This window comes from Vogesella mureinivorans (assembly GCF_007644035.1).
GTDB lineage: Bacteria > Pseudomonadota > Gammaproteobacteria > Burkholderiales > Chromobacteriaceae > Vogesella > Vogesella mureinivorans.
The window spans coordinates 1-18,864 of the sequence record NZ_VMTV02000147.1; the positions used below are offsets into that span (position 1 = coordinate 1).

Sequence of the window (18,864 nt, forward strand, 5' to 3'; positions counted from 1 at the left end):
TAACCGCGAAGGCGGCTTCAAGCGCGACGGCGAGTTCCAGCCACGCGGCGAACAGCGCAGCTTCGACAAACCACGTTTCGGCGGCGACAAGCCCCGCTTTGAAGGCAATCGCGATAACCGCGAAGGCGGCTTCAAGCGCGAGGGCGAATCCCAGCCACGCGGCGAACAGCGCAGCTTCGATAAACCGCGTTTCGGCGGCGATAAGCCCCGCTTCGAAGGCAATCGCGATAACCGCGAAGGCGGCTTCAAGCGCGACGGCGAGTTCCAGCCACGCGGCGAACGCAGCTTCGACAAACCGCGTTTCGGTGGCGACAAACCACGCTTCGAAGGCAACCGCGAGAATCGCGAAGGCGGGTTCAAGCGCGACGGCGAATTCCAGCCACGCGGCGAACGCAGCTTCGACAAACCACGTTTTGAAGGCAACCGCGATAGCGGCTTTAAGCGCGAAGGCGACTTCCGCCGCGAACAACCCAACGATCACCAGCCGCGTGGCGAACACGGGCTGGACAAGCCGCGCACACTGTTTTCGGTAAAGCCGGAAGATTACGCCCCGGCCCCGGAAGCCGCACCCGCAGAGCGCCCGCAAAAAACCTATACCCGTGACCGCGTAGCTGGCCGTGGTGGCAAAGCCCACCCCGACTACGTGGCACCCGAACCACGCGACAACGAGCCTGCCCCGCTAGAAAACAAACCGGCAGGCGGCCCGGTGCGCACCAGCTTCCTGAAACGCGTTAGCGACATCGATACCCCGGCAACGCCGCGTAGCGACGAGCCACGCCGTGAAGGTGGTTTCCAGCGCGAAGAACGCAGCTTCGACAAACCGCGCTTCGGTGGCGAGCGTCGTGAAGGCGGCTTCCAGCGCGAAGAACGCAGCTTCGACAAGCCACGCTTCGGCGACAAGCCACGCTTCGGCGACAAACCACGCTTCGGCGACAAACCACGCTTCGGCGACAAACCACGCGAAGGCGGCTTCCAGCGCGAAGAACGCAGCTTCGACAAGCCACGCTTCGGCGACAAGCCGCGCGAAGGCGGCTTCCAGCGCGAAGAGCGCAACTTCGACAAGCCACGCTTCGGCGACAAGCCACGCGAAGGCGGTTTCCAGCGCGATGCCGCCCCGGCACGCACCCTGTTCGGCAAAGGCGAAGCCCGCGAACCAAACCAAGGCTTTGGCAAACAAGGTGGCAGCGACAAGGTTGGCCGCACGCCCTTTGTCAAAGCCCAGCCACGCACGCTGAAAGACGGCGAATTCGCCCTGTTTGCCAGCTGCCCGCGCGGCCTGGAAAAACTGCTGGGCGAAGAAATCGCCCTGCAAGGCGGTACTGAGCTGCAGCTGACCGACGGCGGTGTGGCCTTTACCGGCACGCAAGAAGTGATGATGCGCGTGAACCTGCACTCGCGCACCGCCAGCCGCCTGCTGATGCAACTGGCCATGGGCACCTTCCGCGAAGAGCGCGACATCTACACCCTGGCCAAAGAGATCAACTGGCCAGAGCTGTTCGACGTAAGCTGCACCATCAAGGTAAAAACCGACGGCCACGCCCGCCTGAAGAGCATTGACTACGTATCGCTGATCGTAAAAGACGCCATCTGCGACCGCTTCCGCGACCTGGGCGGCGAGCGCCCCAGCGTAGACACCCGCACCCCGGACATGCGCATCCGCGTATTCCTGTCCGGCTTTGACGTGCAGATCTACCTGGATACCAGCGGCGAAGCCTTGTTCAAACGCGGCTGGCGCGACGAAACCGGCGAAGCCCCGCTACGCGAAAACCTGGCCGCCGGCATCCTGCTGCTGGCCGGCTACAACGGCACCCAGCCCCTGCTGGACCCGATGTGCGGTAGCGGTACCTTCCTGGTAGAAGCCGCCGACATCGCCCTGAACCGCGCCCCCGGCCGCGACCGTGGCTTTGCCTTCGAACAGCTGAAAAACCACAACGACCTGCTGTGGCACAGCATCAAGAACGACGCCGAGCTGGCCAGCCGCAAGCTGGCTACCCTGCCGCTGTACGGCAATGACCGCGCTGCCCACATGGTAGACATCACCCGCTGCAACCTGGAACGCACCGGCCTGGCCGAGCTCGTTACCCTGAGCGTGGGCGATGCCACCGAGTTGGCCGCACCAGCCAAACAAGGCCTGATCGTGTGCAACCCGCCGTACGGTATCCGCCTGGACGAGCAAGACAGCCTGGCCGAGCTATACCCGCTGCTGGCCACCTGGCTCAAGCGCCAGTTTGCCGGCTGGACAGCCCACCTGATGACCGCCGATACCCGCCTGCCCAGCCTGATGCGCCTGGCCGCCGACAGCCGCCCCATGCTGTACAACGGCGCATTGGAATGCCGTGTTTACGCCTTCACACTGGTAGAAGGTTCTAATCGCAAGGAAAAAGACGACACAAGCGGTCAGTAAACGGACACGCCCGCTGCCATTAAAAAACAGGGCGTGACATAATCACGCCCAGCCAGTACATGGCACGCACACACCAAAAAGGCCTTACGCTCTGCGCAAGGCCTTTCTTACTGCCTGCGGCCAACCTTTGCCGGCCATAAGCCATCGCCTAAGGCGGTGCCCATGGCCAGACAGCGCAGCTCGGGCTTTGTTTTTTATCGAATACCGCATACTGTAAAAGCTATGGATACCTCATTCCTGTCTGCCACCATCCTGCTGATCCTGATTACCGATCCTCTAGGCAACATCCCCCTCTTCATCTCTGCGCTCAAGCAGGTGAAGCCGGAACGCCGCCGCCGCGTGGTATTCCGCGAATGCTTCATCGCCTTCGCCGTACTGCTCACCTTCATGTTCTTTGGCAAAGGCTTCCTGGAGCTGATGCACCTGACCGACGAAAGCCTGCGCGTAGCGGGTGGCGTCATCCTGTTCCTGATCGCCATCAAGATGATCTTCCCCGGCGAAGGCAGCATGTTTGGCGGCGACAAAATGCACGGCGAACCCTTCATCGTGCCCATCGCCGTACCGCTGATCGCCGGCCCCTCTGCCATGGCCACCGTACTGCTGATGTCCACTCGCGAACCAGAACGCATGCTGGAGTGGATCGGCGCCCTCACCCTCACCATGCTGGTGACGCTGCTGGTCTTCCTCTTCTCCGGCAAAATCCACCGCTCCCTGGGCGAACAAGCCATCACCGCACTAGAACGCCTGATGGGCCTGGTACTGACCGCCATCTCCATCGAAATGCTACTAGGTGGGGTGGCGGCGTATATCAAAAAACTGGCATAAAAAAATCGCCCCGAGGGGCGATTTTTCATTCACAAGCAGCGCTCAGCCAAATGCCACCACAATCTGCTTTACAGTTTTTTCCACTGCGAACTCACGAGCAAACAAACTTCGACAACGTTGCGATATATCCGTATCCGCAGACAAGCTAGCCAACAAATCACAGGACAGACGGTACAACTCATCCACATCGTTGCTTTCACAGACCGTACCGACATTTTCCCGGCGGATTATCTCGGCCAGATCATTACCTCGATTAATATTCGCAAGCACGGGCAGGCCGCTCTGCATATAGGTCAGGAATTTGCCGGGAATATTGTGCGATTTATGTAAAGGAGACAACGCCACCAAACCTACAGCACACTGAGCATAGAGGCTAGGTATTTCGTCTGGATCAATTTCCGGCATGAAAACTACATTATCCAGACCAGAGTCGCAGGCCATACGCTCTAGCCTTGCTGCGTCACTACCGCGCCCAACAAAAAGGAAACCAACATCACTGCGATGCTTGAGCCGCTCAGCCAAAGCAAGCAAGATATCCATTCCCTGAGCTACTCCCATGTTACCGGCGTAGACCAATACCTGACGTCCGGCCAGAACTGTGTCTTCCACCCGTATCTGGCAACCTGCACTAGCAGGCCGGTCTAGCCAGTTTTGCAGGACTTCAAGCTTCTTTTCCCTCCGCCCCTTCACACCGCTAAAGTACGCAAGATTACCTGGAGACTGAACACCGATCACGGAAGCTACCGAATACTGGTAGTTCGCCACCCTCTTAAAAAATCGAAACGGCAACCCGCGACTCATCAGGCCCATATCGGCCGCCCATTCAGGGAAGATGTCTCGCAGTATCAGGTACGATCGGCACTGACTTCTATCCATCAAGGCTTTAACAAAAGGGCCATGGAATATGGAAGGAGAATACCACAAAACACCCTCCCATTTTACGTCGGCAACCGTACTATTCACCAGATTACTCGCCATTGCAAAAGGCATGGCCAATTCCGCCAGCGTGCGACGAACATAACCGATATCCTTGGTCTTCGGGGCCCGTAGTCTGCAGATATGAACACCATCGATCCATTCTTCAACGCAACTTCGATCCAGATTAGCATCAGGCAAGAAAACCGTAAGGTTATGCCCCTGACGTACAAATTCGCGGGAGAGGTCTCGCAACTGAACCGCCCCAGAGGAACGCAAGGGTGGAAAGGTATCCGCCACTAAAGCCAAACGCATAGCAAACCTCAGTACTTTTTCCAGACAACGCGATTAACGTAGTCAGTGTAGCTATGAATGATGCGTACCACCTTATCCGAAACATTGGGCATCGAATAATCTGCAACCTGCCGTAACAGGCGCAGCTCGCCTCTTGGTTGACTTTCGAGGATAGCGAGCCCTTGCATCACCCGGGACTCATCAAGCCCAACCATCATCACGGAGCCTTCCTCAAATGCCTCATGTCGCTCTTGGCTTTCGCGAAGATTCAACGCAGGGAAATTCAGAATGGATGACTCCTCACTGATCGTCCCACTATCTGACAATACAGCCCGTGCAGCGCATTGCAGGCTTACATAATCGGTAAAGCCCAGTGGTTTCAGTAGGCGTACTTTATCGTGAAACTTAACCCCCATTGCTTCGACACGTTTCTGCGTACGCGGATGAGTAGAAACAATCACCGGCAATTGATACGTCTCGGCAACAGTATTCAGCAAATTTACAAGTTTCGCGAAACTTGCAGGCGAATCCACATTTTCTTCTCGATGCGTACTGACAACGAAATACTTGCCTTCCACAAGACCCAGTCTATCCAGCACAGTAGATGCTGAAATTGCTGCTTGGTAGTAATGCAGCACTTCTACCATAGGACTACCGGTTTTGATAACCAGATCCGGGTGTAAGCCTTCACGTAGCAAGCATTCACGAGCAATATCGCTATAAGTCAGGTTCACATCGGAAGTGTGATCGACAATCTTGCGATTAGTCTCTTCGGGCACCCGCATGTCAAAACAGCGATTACCCGCCTCCATATGGAAAATCGGAATTTTGCGGCGTTTTGCAGAAATAACAGACAGGCAGCTATTGGTATCGCCCAGCACCAGAAACGCCTCGGGTTCAACATCAACCAACACTTTATCAATCTCTGCAATTACATTGCCAATAGTTTCAGCCGCAGAAGCTCCTGCTGCATTCAAAAAAAGGTCCGGTTTACGGATCCCTAGGTCATCAAAGAAAATTTGATTAAGCTCGTAATCATAGTTCTGACCTGTATGTACAATTGTATGTTCACAATGCTGATCGAGCTTTGCCATGACTCTCGACAGACGGATAATCTCAGGACGAGTTCCGACTACAGTCATTATTTTTAGCTTTTTCATAACAAATGGTCCTGTGATCATTCTTCCGGCTCAACATGCTCACCATTGACGGTTGCCTGCATAAAACGTAACTTAATCAGTAAATCCTGCATGCCTAAGACATCAAGACGGGTAGTATTATGAGAATTATACTCGACAGCCTCTGAGATTTTAACCTCGCCCTGCTCTACATACTTACCGTAATTCAAATCACGTAAATCAGGTGGTACACGGTAGTAGCCGCCCAAATCTTGCGCAGCTACCATCTCCTCACGGCTCAGAAGTACTTCAAACAGCTTCTCGCCATGGCGAGTACCAATGACATTGATCGGATGATCCGGAACCTTTAGCAAACCGGTCAGGGCTTTTGCCAACGTTTCAATAGTTGCTGCCGGTGCTTTTTGCACAAAAATCTCACCCGGCTGACCGTGCTCGAATGCATAGAGCACAAGGTCTACTGCATCATCCAGTGTCATCATAAAACGAGTCATGCTCGGGTCTGTAATAGTGATGGGCTGACCAGAACGAATCTGGTTGGTAAAGAGGGGAATCACAGAGCCACGGGATGCCATCACATTACCGTAACGGGTAGCGGTAATAACAGTCTCGCTGCTGCTCCTAGACTTAGCCACAATGACCTTTTCCATCATTGCTTTGGAAATACCCATCGCATTGATCGGATAAACAGCCTTATCGGTACTTAGACAAACTACACGTTTGACACCACAGTTTATAGCGGCCTCTAACACATTCTCAGTTCCGATCACATTTGTTTTGACTGCTTCCATCGGATGGAATTCACACGATGGTACTTGCTTTAACGCTGCTGCATGATAAATGAAATCAGCACCACGTACAGCGTTGAGCACCGAGTGATAATCGCGAACATCACCTATGTAAAATTTCAACTTAGGATTGTTGAATTTTTTCCGCATGTCATCTTGTTTTTTTTCATCGCGACTAAGAATTCGGATTTCAGAGACTTCTGTATTAAGAAAACGCCGGAGCACTGCATTTCCAAAAGAACCAGTCCCACCTGTGATCAAAAGAATTTTGCCAGCAAACATTATTTAGCCCTATCAATTAATGAAAATTATACATGCGCAAAACAAGTTCAGCCCAACTTTCAGGCCGAAAACCAGTTGCGGAGCGGAAGCGCTCTGAATTTAACGAACGGTCTAGAACAAGACTCGGATCCGGTAAAATTGAAATGTTCTTACCATAACAGTCGGCAATCAAACTCAGCAAATCATACTTACTAATTGGATTTGATGACAGATGATAAAGCCCTCTTAGCTCGACATTAGGTACTACAAAGTCACGGATGATTCTTGCCACTTCTACGGTTGGCAATCCTGAAAAAATAGTTTTTGTAAACCCTTTCACCTGACCATTTTGGGACAAGAACCAATCTACCAGACTGCGCGAGCCAAAAATTTCATGGCCGATAATCGACGTTCGCAAGGTCACAGCATTCTCATAATCAACTTCGCCAATTAGTTTACTGCGACCATATAAGTCATAGCAATCAGGAAAATCAGACTCTTGATAATTCCCCTTCGCTCCCGAGAAAACGCAATCGGTGCTCATATGAACCAGCCTAGCACCAATTAAAGCGCAAATTCCTGCCAAGCGATGGGGAAGCATCGCATTAATTGGTATAGAAGAAAGTACATCGTTTGCTTGCGCAAGTTGCTTCACTAAGCCAACACAATTAATCACAAGATCGGGCTTCACCCTGTGCATGATTGCTATTAAATTATCAGCATTTTCCACATCCACATCAGAAATCAATTGATTTTGTAGGTCAGCCGCAAAAAAAGAGAGCGACTTCCTGGATCGGATGGTGCCATACGTATCAAAGCCTGTACTATCAGAAAAAAAACGGAAAACCGCATTTCCTAACATACCCGAAGCACCCAACACCAGAACTTTATAATTTGAGCTCATAATATCACCCACCAACAGAACCATCAGACAATTCAAAAGCTAGGCAAAAGCCTAACGAAATATTTCACAATCCATCGCCTCGACTCATACATCAATGAACAATGGAAAATTATATTCAACCCAAGAAGGAATGCTGAAGATTATCAAAAAAATCATCAACACTATAAATTTCAGTACAATCCGGAGCCATACCCAAATAACGCCTCACAGCCCTAGCAATAGACAATGGTGACTGTGGGTCGAATGTTTCATCAGGTACTATAAGGTCGCGAACATAATCTAGCTCAGCAGCAACCACTCCAAGATGATGCTGTTTAGCCTCAACTAGAGGTAATCCAAAAGACTCAACACTCGAAGGAAAGATTAACGCTGAAGACTGCTGATAATACTGCTCCAGCATATTTTTAGATACAAATCCTATATTTTTAATAACACCACCCTCGCTCAGGGTTGTAGCTTGAGTATTTTTTATTAAATTATCAAAAACAACAGGTGATAGCGTTAAGAGCAGGCGCGGGAACACCCCTTGACTTTCCAGAATTTTCCACGCCAGCAATAGATTTTTATGATTTTTATGATCATCACCAGATGCAGGATAAATAAAATCATAAGCCTTTTTTTTCTTAACAACGCCGTCACCCAAAAGCACAACCGACTCTTCGGCATAGGGGAAAATAGCAATATCTAGACAATCAGCAGGAAATTTTTGACGTAATACTCTTTCCATACTTGCGGTTTGAACTAAAAAAACATCGGCGTTTTTTTTAAAACAAGACAAGATAATACGTTCAAGAGACAATCTAAGTCTTGTTCTTAAACTAAAATCTCTAAGCGATTTATTGTCTATCAACAATTTATTCTGTAAATAAACATATGACTTGCAAGGCATTCTGAAAATTGAGGGCAAATTACCAAAAAAAAGTGCAACATCACCAGGTCTTGCTAATCGTGCTACTTGCCAACTTGCCCTCAATCTAGCAAAAATAGTTGGCTCTACCCACACGATATTTGCTGGGCAATTCAAAGACTGAACTCTTTCTTTTATCCTTGAGTCAAGAAAGAATAAAGCTTCTGCAGCGCGAACATTCGTCAACAATGGTAAAAGCAAATTGTAACCACCACCTTGACTCACATTCATCGCCTGAATTATCAGCTTCCCTGTAGCGCTCATAAAAATTCTGCCAACGTATTTAAAGTGACATTAACCGACCAAATTAAAATAAGAATATAACGCAATCTTTACATTCAAATGCTGCGTAAAACCATCAACACGAAGCATGAGACATTAACATCGAGCATTTGCCTGGGTTTTATCTGCACCGCCTGCAAACCACAATCCAAAAACAATATAAATATTCATTGGAAATGCTTCAAACACAATGCTTGTCATGGAAAACAGAAGAAAGACGAGTAAGACCGGCTGACGACCATGCCATGTCTTACTGCATACAGCTTGATAGTAAAACATAATTGTCAAAAATAAAATTGGAAGCGCATAAATGCCGAAATTACCTAGCCATGACGCCCATAAAGAATCAAGCACAAAATCCAGCTTTGCAGTCGATTGATTAAGCATCGCAGCATTAGTATACAAACCAAATCCATCAAATGAAGTAAAGGCCAGTGTCAACATTTTCAAAAATACGTCAAGGCGATTACCTCCAGAAGCTGAGACGTAATCTTCGCGCATCGTCAAACTATCTAAATTTAGAAGCATGACAAGAAAAATAAAACCCGCAAAAACAAAGAAACTTATTGAAAACCTACCCATCCAGTGATAAATTAATAATAATATAGAGCATATAATTCCCGTACCTGACTGAGCCAATATAGAAATTAGGCATGTTAAGATAATAGTTAACATGACAATATTTTTATTTCTCTTGGAAAGACTCATAACTAGTGCACAGCTACTGCATGCAAAAAAAGCGGCTGAATTGGGTGCCAGAAAAATACCTGGCGTTCTAGCCGGTATGCTGCCTAATATTTCGCCATAAATAGGTGGCATATTGAAAATTTGGTAAATCTGTGCAGCAAAACAAAATGAAACACCCAAAAATAAAATTTTAGCAACAGATTCAGCGTCAATGCTTTCAACAAATGGCCTTGCCAACAAAAATATTAAAAATGGGAAACACCATCTTAAGCCAATAATTGATAGCAATACACCATTTGAAAGTAAGGAACTTACGAAACAACTAATAATTAGCAAAACGATCAAGAACGATAATGGGGAAAATATAGCGACATTAGCTTTCCATGCGTAATGTAATGATACGATAAAAATCGTGATATAAATCAAATCCTTCAGCAGCTTAATAAAAGTTGGACCTTCATAGTTTAGAAGATCAAGCTTTCCACCATCCATAATAGCTTGCAAATCGTAATAATTTTGCAAAAAAGTAAATAAAAGAATAGTATAAAACAGCCATCCCCAAAGAGACTTGTTTTTACTCATTTTCTTACTATTTAAACTATCCATGATTTATTTACACAAAAAAGGTATTGATGCGATAGCTTCATCCAACGCTTGAGAAGCATCCGAACTGTTTTCTATCATTGTATACTCAAATGCACACCCCCCAGGTTTTCTATGAAGCAAAAGATTCATTTTGCTTATCAAGAAAAAGAATGGCAAACTAATAACGTAGATACCGAGATAATAAATAATAATCAATTTATTATCAGATCTTTTCAATGCAGCTTTTATGTGGCTGAAGTTTCCTCGAGCAAACAAAATGCATTTCGCATAAACAAATGCTAGTGCCCTGTTTGAAATATCTATTCCCAACTGTTTTTCGGCTTGCAAGTATGACTGTGCCCATACCGTAAATGGTGAGTAGAACTTGGGAATCCGCTCATCCCACTCCAGATGCTGGAAACGACTTAAATGGTCATTATCAGTTAAACCGCCGATATCAGAACGACTTGCTCTAGCGGCAGATGTACTTGCTGGTGATGCTCCAGCTGCAATCAATGGTAAATCAACATATGCGACAGTAGAAATTACACTTGCAAGTAGTCTGGAACTATATATATCTGGACTACATCCACCAAATAAATTGCCGTGCTTTTTGACAACCCTATCAATAGCATTTTTTGAGATTATACCAGAGTATGCACGGGGTAGAGACTGAGGCCCATCACAGCACCTTATACTGACTAATTCTATTGCATCTTTCACATCAGAAATTAAAACTTTCCCACTATATTTGTTAAGAAATAGTTTAGATCCGACACTTCCCCACCTACGATCACTCACACCTGGCCAAAAATATATAGCCTTTGTATTTTCAGAAACTATTGCGGCTTCAATTTTCTGCTGTTTCATTAACCTAACAAACTCGAATACCCTGAAAGATATGAGATCATCATCACCTATAAAACATGCAAATTCGCCATCAACATACTGGACTCCTTTATTGAAATTCTCAACAACACTCAAATTTTCATTTGAATGGTAGTACTCCAACATGAATGGCATCGTACCCAAATTTGTCATGTCAAAAACATTATCACTATTATCCAAAATAACTACTTTAAAGTAGTTCTCGCCCATAATAAAAAAGCGATGGAAAATATCAAGCAATGATTTTAAACAGTGCTGTCTATTTCTGGTTGGAACGATGAAGGTTAGCAAATGAGAAGTCATATTATATTCAGAATGATATTGAGAAGAACAATTAAAATTGGAAAAATGATAAATAAGATTTTCTTCTGTGCCACATGAGAAATATGCTCGACAAGACAAGCTCTCCACCAGGATAGCATCGTCGACGATACATGATAAAAGCTATAAACAACACAAATCAGAAGTACATCCCTTTTAAATGCTGAAAAAATGACACATGGTATTGTTATCGTAGTCAAAAAAACGGAAAGATTTGCTTGAAATCGGAAATCTTTTGCTGCCAATAATAGTGAATATGGAAAGAAGCCAAGTGCCCCAACAGCAAGGCTTGGAAGCATGACCTTGACATAAAGAGATATGTTTTCATGGTAGGAAACGTCACCAAGCCATAATTTTATCAGACCATCCCTAAATACCCATAACACGGCGCATGGGAAAAAAACTATTACAATTAAGACATATAGAAACGCACTGGACACTCTGTAAAGCTCTTCACTTGAATCACGCCCTACTAGAGAAATAATCTTTGGCTGAAAATACTGTGCAACCGGTCCAGCAAGTATTCCAATTGGCACCATGCAAATGGTCATTGCCAAAAAATATGCGGCGACTGCTTTTGCATTAATAAAATAGGTTATTACTGGCTTATCTAGCTGCGTGACTAAAGCACCTGCCAAGGAAAAAATTGCCAGGCTATACGTTTTCTTGATTAACACAGCCCCATTTTTAATCGATAAATTTAAAACTGGAAATGCTTTTTTTTCACCAATAAATTTAAAAGCGTAATATCTTGAAATCACCATATGAAAGAACGCAGTCAGGACTTGCGCCATTATAAAGTAATCTATTTCTGGGCTTAGCCATTTTAATACACAAAAAGAAACTGCAGCACGAAATAAGTTTCCTACTGACAAAATAACACTGCCATGTACGTATTTTTTTCTTGCACAAATAACAACGTAATATATATTTTGCAAAACCAGCAGTAAAAAAAGTATTATAGAAAAAAATATTACAAGACTATGCTTGTTTATAGCACCAAGAGCAAAAGCTAGGAATGCTAAAAATGCGGCTAACAAATAGAAGCCAAGCAAAAAACTTTCCGCAGCCATTAAATCATTCAGAATAGGATTTTTTTCACTTTGAGACACAGCTGCTTGTCGGCCCAAATATGTTGAAAAACCTAGATCTAACATGATAAGCATTGCTTGCAGTGACAATATTGTTGCTGCTATACCGAACCCGTACTCTCCTAACGACCTGCTATAGAACGGAATGAAAATCAGGTTAATTGCTATCCCTGACAGTTTCCCTGAAAATAGTAACGCCAGATTAACACTGCTACTATAGTGCTTTTTAATTTTATCTAAAATCATACTGAGTTAGAAATTGTTTCAACGAGATTATCTACCACGCAATTCACATCCTCACAACTCATCCACCAGCCACAAGGCAAAGCAATAACTTTATTATAAAATTTATCAACCCCAGGCAAATCTATTCTTTCTACATTAAAACCACTATACTGACTTGTATCAAAATGAACTGAGGAGACACCAATTCCTCGAGCTTTCATTTCAAGCAGAATAGTATCACGATTCTCAACTAAAATGGGGAAAACCCATGGGGAAGGAGTAACGTTTTTATTTACTTTAATTAACTCAATACTCTTATTGGAAGCTAGTAAACTTCTATAAAGTGCATCATTTCTTCTCGACAATTCAACTCGATCATAAACGGTACTCAGCTGTGCAAGGCCGACTGCCGAACATAAATTATTAAGCGTTGCGGCAAAACCTATCTCAGGCACATCACATTGAGCATTAATTTCACCTCTTGAATCCCGAAAATTTGGCAGATCAATACCATATCTACGTAATTTTATTGCCCTAGCGGCGTCATCGGGATTTTTACAACATAAAGCCCCCCCCTCCATCGCATTAATCTGGCGATTCGGGTAAAACGAAAATATTGCAAAATCTCCAAATACACCCACTTGCCTTGAGCCAACGGTTGCCATGAGCGCGTTATCACAATCTTCTATCAGTTTAATTTCATACCTATCACAAATATCCTTGATTTTCTCAATTTCAGCCGGATATCCAGCAAAATGGTATACGATCACCGCTTTAGTTTTGGTAGTGATTGCTGCTTCAAATGCATCTGGGTCTAATACGCCTGTTTCAGGATTTATATCAACCCATACTGGTTTTGCACCTGATGTAAAAATTGGTGCATTAGTAGACATACAGGCAAAAGGACTGGCAATAATTTCATCACCAGGCTGTACACCAATAATTTTCAATGCTATCTGTATAGCATTGGACATATCATTTACAGTAACAACATGTTTTTGGTCAACAAGTTCACCAAACTTTTCAGCAAACTCTGTGACGAATGAACCGGCAGATATTGAACCGGAAGTAATAATGTTACTTATGATTCTAGGAAAATTCGGCTGACTAACAACTTTGAACAAGGGAATATTTTTCATCCGAATCAGCCCTTACTAATGATTTCCACAATGTGACAACGCTCAGCATCACTTACCCACCAACCGCATGGAATATGCAGGAGTTTTTTATAAAAATCACCCAATCCAGGTAACTCTCTTTGTGAGTTTGCAAAAATACTGTGATAACTATTAGGGCGATGAAGCTTTGAAGCAGACACTCCATTTGCAATCAGTGCTTTTTCTATCGCGTTGCTGTCATCACAAAGCATGGTATATAGCCAGTAGCTCGACTTCACGTCGTTCTCGACCCGTGCAAAATCGACACCAGGTACACTTGACAATGCAACATCATAATAGCGACCATTGTCAATATAGCGATTTACCACTTCATCGATCCTATCCAACTGCACAAGACCTATCGCAGCGGTAACATTACTCATGTTATATTTGTAACCGATACTGGTAATATCTATCTCTGTTCTTGGTACACCCTTCAACATACCAAACCAGCGAAATTTCTTAGCTTTGGTTATATTGGCGGGATCTTTCAGGACCAGAACGCCACCATCAACGGTGGTCATGTGCTTAATCGCCTGAAAAGAGAAAATACTGAAGTCACCAATAGAGCCAATTGGCTGCCCTTTGTATTCTGCAGCTAACGCGTGCGCACAGTCTTCAATCAGCGCTATACCATGTTGATCGGCAATGGCCCTCAATTCACTGAGCCTAGCCGGGTAACCTGCATAATGTACACACAAAATAGCCTTAGTTTTGGGCGTTACCAATGACTTAACACTATCTGGATCCATATTTCCGGAGGTTGGATCCACATCAGCCCAGATTACATTTGCACCGCAGTACAGAACCGAAGTATTGGTAGGTTCAGCAGTCATTGGCGTGCTGATTACCTCGTCACCAGGCCCGACTCCCGCCAGTGTCAAGGCGGCGTGCAGCGCAGCAGTCCCACTACTCATGGCCAGTACGTGTTGCAAACCGTAGTGGCGTGCAAATGCCTCTTCGAACTTGTATACAGTTTCACCCTCTGCAAGCATTCCGCTGTATAGCACATTTTCCAATGCCGGCATAAGCAAATCTTTAGGGGGCATCGCTACTTTTACAATTGGCAACATGATAAACCTACTATTCTACTGGATAAAAACGTGCTTTATTACCTGCAAGCCAACGAATAAGTGAGACTGCAACTTCATTAAGGTTACCTACATAATTTTTCCTATTGATACATAGCATAGTCGAGAACGATACGTCTACCATATTATTTATATCTTTAACTACATTTACACTATCAGTTCCAGATGAAATTGAAAATACATCATTACCTAACTTAAAAGAAAAACCATATTGATCTGCGAACTCCCGCCCCCACTTGATCATCATGGCGTATTTGTCATCGATTGAAACTTCACGATAGAAGCTAAGGCCTTCGCGAACAACTGCTGGTATTCCCATGGCCGTTGAATGTGCTGGTATAGATTTAGTCACGTTTGAACCATTCATACAAATGGCACGCTCACCAATTGTCACACCAGAGCCAACGGTGCAAGATCCAACCAACCACACATCATTCTCAATGTGTGTGCTCTTTTCCCCAATCAGACGACAACCTTCAATTTGCTCACCCGCCGCGACATGAGTCCATATCTGGGAATACATGCCGACTCTTACACCATTTTTTATGAACAGGCCGCCAGTACCATCTAGAATGGTATTCTGACCAAACCAGCAATGCATCCCAATTGACAATCCATTCTTGCAAAGAAGAAGAGAATTAGCGTGCACAGTCGACCAATCGCCAATACTGACATCGCCAGCCTCAATAACAATCTTTACTGCATCTCCAATATTTGCATAGTCGCCAATTCGCAAAGACCCGGGGCTTTTAAAGATAACCTCAGCTGACTCACTTACTGAAGCTAAATTTGAAATATCCAAAAATCCATTACCGATAATTTTCATTTACTTTTATCCTTCTTGGCTTTCGGAATATAAATTTCAGCCTCACCGCTAATGACCGCTGACTCAGCTACAAAACATTCCGTTAAGAAAAAAACTCTGTTTTTTTCGACATCAACTGATGTAACTGTCACTTTCGCTGTTACTGTATCACCAAGGTAAACAGGCTTGTGAAATTTTAGATTTTGCCCTACATAAACGCAGCCTTCTCCAGGCAGCTTAGTCCCAAAAATTGCAGAGAAGAAGCTTGCAGACAACAATCCATGTGCAATTCTTTTCTTGAAGCGAGAACTCTCAGCGTACTCATCACTCATATGAACGGGATTGTTATCTCCAGATATTCCAGCAAAACTTTTTACATCAGCATCTGTTATGGTCTGCGAGTAAGATGCTGACATACCAATATTAATGTCTTCAATATTCATTTGAACTCCTAATTTTCAATTCTAAGTGAAGGTATGCCCGACTTCTCACAGACGTGCAAAGTCCAATGTCATTTATGTCATGTCCATCATTATACAATGAACACTCTGACTCGTGGGTCAAGATATGCTCACCAATGCCACACTGCACCTATACATAAATTTGTGGTCTTAAGTGCGTTCAGTGCTGAAAGCCTGCACAAGACATGAGCCATGCGGCCCTAGAACTGATGTTGCGTCCTCAAGTCTCCCACAGCACCGATCGCGAACATACAAGAACATGGCCGCCTGTTCTACCTTGACCACTACAGATGGTTAGAGATCACGGAATGGCGTTAGACAGGGCGGTCTCAACAACCAAGTGCAACAGAGTTAATGTTTAACGGCTTGCCGTGATTCAATCACGGCATCCAAATGCTCAGCAAATACTTCGATCGGCATCTTGAACTTCAGCACCGCTCGGGGCCGCGTATTAAGCCGGTGCGCGATAGCATCCAGCTCCTCCTGGCTATGCACCGACAAGTCTGTTCCCTTCGGCAAATACTCCCGGATCAGACCGTTGGCGTTCTCATTGCTACCACGCTGCCAAGGACTGTGCGGGTCGGCAAAGTAGACTCGAACGCCGGTGCGCTCTGTCAGCTCCTTGTGTCGGCTCATCTCCCGGCCTTGGTCATAGATCAGTGTTTGGCGTAATGCTGGGGCGGGAATGCGATTGAGCATAGCCGTCAGCGCCTCAAGTGCAGAGGCAGCACTGGCATCCGGCATCTTGGCCAGCAAAACCAGTCGACTGCTGCGTTCTACCAGCGTCGCCACGGCAGAACGATTGCCGGCCCCCTTGATCAGATCGGCTTCCCAGTGCCCGGGGATCAGACGATCTTCTACTTCTGGCGGGCGCTCGTGAATGCTGACCATGTTGGGCAGGCGGCCGCGTCTATCTTCGCCCTGGCTGCGTTTGCGGCGACCATCATGCGCCCTGGCGCAGGCAACGGATCAGTTCTTTGCGCAGTTCACCGCGCGGGGTGGCGTAAATGGCAGCGTAGATGGTTTCGTGGGACACGTGATAGTTGGGGTCATCAGGATAGCGTTCAGGCAGTCTGCCTTGAATCTGCTGTGGCGACCTGTAATGACCCACTAGAAACCTGCACAGGTCATAATTCACACAGGAGCATGTGATGAGTATGACCATGGAAGACGATATCAAACGCTGCACCGCCAAGCGCAAAGCCGCGCTGGTGATGGAGATCATTCAGGGCAAGAGCACGGTGGCCGAGGCATCCCGCGCCTTCGACCTGGCCCCCTCCGAGATCGAAACCTGGGTCGATGAGGCCAAGCGCGGCATGGAAAACGCCCTGCGTGCCAAGCCGATGGACATCCGCGAGCAGTACGAAAAGCAGCTCAAAGAACTGCAGGAAGCCTACGGCGAAGCCATGCTGGAGCTGCGCGCTAGAAAAAGCTGCAGTCTCTGCTGGGCGAGGACGACAAGTAGTCCACCTCGTCCGGCAGGGACTGGCAGACGACGGCATCCAGGTGCCCATCAGCAAGCTGTGTCGGTGGTTCGACGTGCCGCGTCGCACGCTGTACTACCGCCCGCAAAAGGCCGCGCCCAAGCTGCAGCCGCAGCTGGTCGAGCCCATCAAAGAGATGATTGAAGAGAATCCTTCATTCGGCTACCGCACCGTGGCAGGCCTGCTGGGCATGAACAAGAACACCGTGCAGCGCATCTTCCAGCTCAAAGGCTGGCAGGTGAAGAAGCGTCCGGTCGGCTTCCGCCCGCGCGTGCAAGCCCTGCCATCGGTGGCGGCCGAGCCCAACCAACGCTGGGCGACAGACCTGTGCCGCATCTGGGCCGGCAAGGATGGCTGGTGCCATTTGGCCTTGGTGATTGACTGCTGCACCCGGGAATTGCTGGGTTGGCACCTGTCACGCAGTGGCAAGTCCAAAACGGCCGAATCGGCGCTGGAACACGCGCTGATCAACCGCTTTGGCTGCCTGGGCCGGGTGCCGCAACGCTTCCTGCTGCGCAGCGACAACGGCTTGGTGTTTACCAGTCGCAGCTACACCGCGCTGGTGAAAAGCTACGGTTTGCAGCAGGAGTTCATCACGCCGTACACGCCGGAGCAAAACGGGATGGTGGAGAGGGTGATCCGCACCTTGAAAGAGCAGTGCGCGCATCGGCACCGCTTTGAAAGCCTGGCGCACGCCAGCCGGGTGATTGCCGACTGGATCGGGTTCTACAACCACCGGCGCCCACACCAAGCTTTGGGGATGAAGACGCCGGCGATGGCGTATCAATTAGCAGCCTGACCTGTGCAGAAAGGGCTGGGTCATTACACTTCGCGCGCACCAGGAATGGCTCGCTTGGGGTCGTAGCGCCCCAGCTATTGCTACAGGCTGTGCGCAGACAAACCGCTGGCGACTGTCGACTTCGGCAACAGGATAACCACAGTCGGTTACCTGCTTGACGGCTTCAATCATGAACTCTTCGGGAAAACGTGGCTTGCTCATGGCACCTCCTTCTGGGGCCTAGTGTGAGGCCCTCGAGGTATCTAGAAAAGTGGGGGCGATTCACCAGCGAACACATCCTGCGGCAAGAATCCTGGACCGTAGAATGAAACCGATGGAAGACAAAACGCAAAAACCCCCCAGCTATTGCTAGCTGGGGGGTTTTAATTTGGTGGCCAATCTCGGAATCGAACCAAGGACACACGGATTTTCAATCCGTTGCTCTACCAACTGAGCTAATTGGCCAGTCTGCTGACTGGTGTGTTACCGGCAAGTTTTTTGGTGGCCAATCTCGGAATCGAACCAAGGACACACGGATTTTCAATCCGTTGCTCTACCAACTGAGCTAATTGGCC

General features: G+C 47.1%; 16 protein-coding genes, 2 tRNA genes and 1 pseudogene. 4 read left to right on the forward strand and 15 right to left on the reverse strand.

Going from position 1 to position 18,864, the window contains the following annotated elements:
• Positions 1-2,404, forward strand: a 2,404-nt coding sequence (locus tag FLQ44_RS24670) for a THUMP domain-containing protein (RefSeq protein ID WP_338117463.1), incomplete at its 5' end; no start/stop codon positions are given.
• Between the two features lie 222 nt (positions 2,405-2,626).
• On the forward strand, positions 2,627-3,229 hold the full coding sequence (locus FLQ44_RS04850) for a MarC family protein (RefSeq protein WP_147693326.1): 603 nt from the start codon (positions 2,627-2,629) through the stop codon (positions 3,227-3,229).
• A 42-nt stretch (positions 3,230-3,271) separates the two neighbouring features.
• Here FLQ44_RS04850 and FLQ44_RS04855 read toward each other — a convergent pair whose 3' ends face one another.
• The 13 genes and pseudogenes from FLQ44_RS04855 to FLQ44_RS04915 form a co-directional block, all read right to left on the reverse strand.
• Positions 3,272-4,459 carry a glycosyltransferase family 4 protein gene (locus FLQ44_RS04855; RefSeq protein ID WP_147693327.1) on the reverse strand — a complete coding sequence of 396 codons (1,188 nt, stop codon included), beginning with the start codon at positions 4,457-4,459 and terminating at the stop codon, positions 3,272-3,274.
• 8 nt (positions 4,460-4,467) lie between these two features.
• Positions 4,468-5,598 carry a non-hydrolyzing UDP-N-acetylglucosamine 2-epimerase gene (wecB, locus tag FLQ44_RS04860; protein WP_147693328.1) on the reverse strand — a complete coding sequence of 377 codons (1,131 nt, stop codon included), beginning with the start codon at positions 5,596-5,598 and terminating at the stop codon, positions 4,468-4,470.
• Between the two features lie 17 nt (positions 5,599-5,615).
• On the reverse strand, positions 5,616-6,644 hold the full coding sequence (locus tag FLQ44_RS04865; protein WP_147693329.1) for a polysaccharide biosynthesis protein: 1,029 nt from the start codon (positions 6,642-6,644) through the stop codon (positions 5,616-5,618).
• Positions 6,645-6,660: 16 nt separating this feature from the next.
• Positions 6,661-7,551: a dTDP-4-dehydrorhamnose reductase family protein gene (locus FLQ44_RS04870; RefSeq protein ID WP_206208668.1), complete on the reverse strand. Its 891-nt coding sequence runs from the start codon at positions 7,549-7,551 to the stop codon at positions 6,661-6,663.
• 91 nt (positions 7,552-7,642) lie between these two features.
• Positions 7,643-8,698 (reverse strand): glycosyltransferase, encoded by a 1,056-nt coding sequence (locus FLQ44_RS04875; protein ID WP_147693330.1) that lies wholly within the window; start codon positions 8,696-8,698, stop codon positions 7,643-7,645.
• 114 nt (positions 8,699-8,812) lie between these two features.
• Positions 8,813-10,009: a hypothetical protein gene (locus FLQ44_RS04880; RefSeq protein ID WP_147693331.1), complete on the reverse strand. Its 1,197-nt coding sequence runs from the start codon at positions 10,007-10,009 to the stop codon at positions 8,813-8,815.
• Between the two features lie 3 nt (positions 10,010-10,012).
• Entirely contained in the window at positions 10,013-11,179 is a 1,167-nt protein-coding gene (locus tag FLQ44_RS04885) for a glycosyltransferase family 2 protein (RefSeq protein WP_147693332.1), read from the reverse strand.
• Positions 11,176-12,534: a lipopolysaccharide biosynthesis protein gene (locus FLQ44_RS04890; protein WP_147693333.1), complete on the reverse strand. Its 1,359-nt coding sequence runs from the start codon at positions 12,532-12,534 to the stop codon at positions 11,176-11,178. Before FLQ44_RS04890 ends, FLQ44_RS04885 begins: the two co-directional genes overlap by 4 nt.
• On the reverse strand, positions 12,531-13,652 hold the full coding sequence (locus FLQ44_RS04895) for a DegT/DnrJ/EryC1/StrS family aminotransferase (protein WP_147693334.1): 1,122 nt from the start codon (positions 13,650-13,652) through the stop codon (positions 12,531-12,533). Before FLQ44_RS04895 ends, FLQ44_RS04890 begins: the two co-directional genes overlap by 4 nt.
• A gap of 5 nt (positions 13,653-13,657) precedes the next feature.
• Positions 13,658-14,743: a DegT/DnrJ/EryC1/StrS family aminotransferase gene (locus FLQ44_RS04900; RefSeq protein ID WP_147693335.1), complete on the reverse strand. Its 1,086-nt coding sequence runs from the start codon at positions 14,741-14,743 to the stop codon at positions 13,658-13,660.
• A 10-nt stretch (positions 14,744-14,753) separates the two neighbouring features.
• Positions 14,754-15,587, reverse strand: a complete 834-nt coding sequence (locus FLQ44_RS04905) for an acyltransferase (RefSeq protein ID WP_147693336.1) — start codon at positions 15,585-15,587, stop codon at positions 14,754-14,756.
• On the reverse strand, positions 15,584-16,009 hold the full coding sequence (locus FLQ44_RS04910) for a MaoC family dehydratase (RefSeq protein ID WP_147693337.1): 426 nt from the start codon (positions 16,007-16,009) through the stop codon (positions 15,584-15,586). Before FLQ44_RS04910 ends, FLQ44_RS04905 begins: the two co-directional genes overlap by 4 nt.
• 369 nt (positions 16,010-16,378) lie before the next feature.
• Positions 16,379-17,159 (reverse strand): annotated as a pseudogene (locus FLQ44_RS04915) (IS30 family transposase); the annotation flags it as partial.
• Between the two features lie 19 nt (positions 17,160-17,178).
• Here FLQ44_RS04915 and FLQ44_RS24285 point away from each other — a divergent pair.
• Both FLQ44_RS24285 and FLQ44_RS04920 read left to right on the forward strand, forming a co-directional pair.
• On the forward strand, positions 17,179-17,655 hold the full coding sequence (locus tag FLQ44_RS24285) for a DUF1153 domain-containing protein (protein WP_240801182.1): 477 nt from the start codon (positions 17,179-17,181) through the stop codon (positions 17,653-17,655).
• Complete coding sequence (locus FLQ44_RS04920; protein ID WP_240801183.1) at positions 17,567-18,310, forward strand: IS3 family transposase; 744 nt, start codon at positions 17,567-17,569, stop codon at positions 18,308-18,310. The genes FLQ44_RS24285 and FLQ44_RS04920 overlap by 89 nt, the downstream gene beginning before the upstream one ends.
• A 368-nt stretch (positions 18,311-18,678) precedes the next feature.
• On the opposite strand, the gene FLQ44_RS04930 is transcribed toward FLQ44_RS04920, so the two are convergent.
• Positions 18,679-18,754 (reverse strand) — tRNA-Phe (locus FLQ44_RS04930).
• Positions 18,755-18,788: 34 nt separating this feature from the next.
• Positions 18,789-18,864, reverse strand: a tRNA-Phe gene (locus FLQ44_RS04935).

Excerpts from the sequence above, each read along its gene's own strand:
- FLQ44_RS24285 (WP_240801182.1), top strand. The coding sequence starts at position 17,179 with ATGAGTATGACCATGGAAGACGATATCAAACGCTGCACCGCCAAGCGC.
- FLQ44_RS04900 (WP_147693335.1), bottom strand. The coding sequence starts at position 14,743 with ATGTTGCCAATTGTAAAAGTAGCGATGCCCCCTAAAGATTTGCTTATG.
- FLQ44_RS04880 (WP_147693331.1), bottom strand. The coding sequence starts at position 10,009 with ATGGATAGTTTAAATAGTAAGAAAATGAGTAAAAACAAGTCTCTTTGG.
- FLQ44_RS04875 (WP_147693330.1), bottom strand. The coding sequence starts at position 8,698 with ATGAGCGCTACAGGGAAGCTGATAATTCAGGCGATGAATGTGAGTCAA.
- FLQ44_RS04865 (WP_147693329.1), bottom strand. The coding sequence starts at position 6,644 with ATGTTTGCTGGCAAAATTCTTTTGATCACAGGTGGGACTGGTTCTTTT.
- FLQ44_RS04895 (WP_147693334.1), bottom strand. The coding sequence starts at position 13,652 with ATGAAAAATATTCCCTTGTTCAAAGTTGTTAGTCAGCCGAATTTTCCT.
- wecB (WP_147693328.1), bottom strand. The coding sequence starts at position 5,598 with ATGAAAAAGCTAAAAATAATGACTGTAGTCGGAACTCGTCCTGAGATT.
- FLQ44_RS04905 (WP_147693336.1), bottom strand. The coding sequence starts at position 15,587 with ATGAAAATTATCGGTAATGGATTTTTGGATATTTCAAATTTAGCTTCA.
- FLQ44_RS04855 (WP_147693327.1), bottom strand. The coding sequence starts at position 4,459 with ATGCGTTTGGCTTTAGTGGCGGATACCTTTCCACCCTTGCGTTCCTCT.
- FLQ44_RS04910 (WP_147693337.1), bottom strand. The coding sequence starts at position 16,009 with ATGAATATTGAAGACATTAATATTGGTATGTCAGCATCTTACTCGCAG.
- FLQ44_RS04885 (WP_147693332.1), bottom strand. The coding sequence starts at position 11,179 with ATGACTTCTCATTTGCTAACCTTCATCGTTCCAACCAGAAATAGACAG.
- FLQ44_RS04870 (WP_206208668.1), bottom strand. The coding sequence starts at position 7,551 with ATGGTTCTGTTGGTGGGTGATATTATGAGCTCAAATTATAAAGTTCTG.
- FLQ44_RS04850 (WP_147693326.1), top strand. The coding sequence starts at position 2,627 with ATGGATACCTCATTCCTGTCTGCCACCATCCTGCTGATCCTGATTACC.
- FLQ44_RS04890 (WP_147693333.1), bottom strand. The coding sequence starts at position 12,534 with ATGATTTTAGATAAAATTAAAAAGCACTATAGTAGCAGTGTTAATCTG.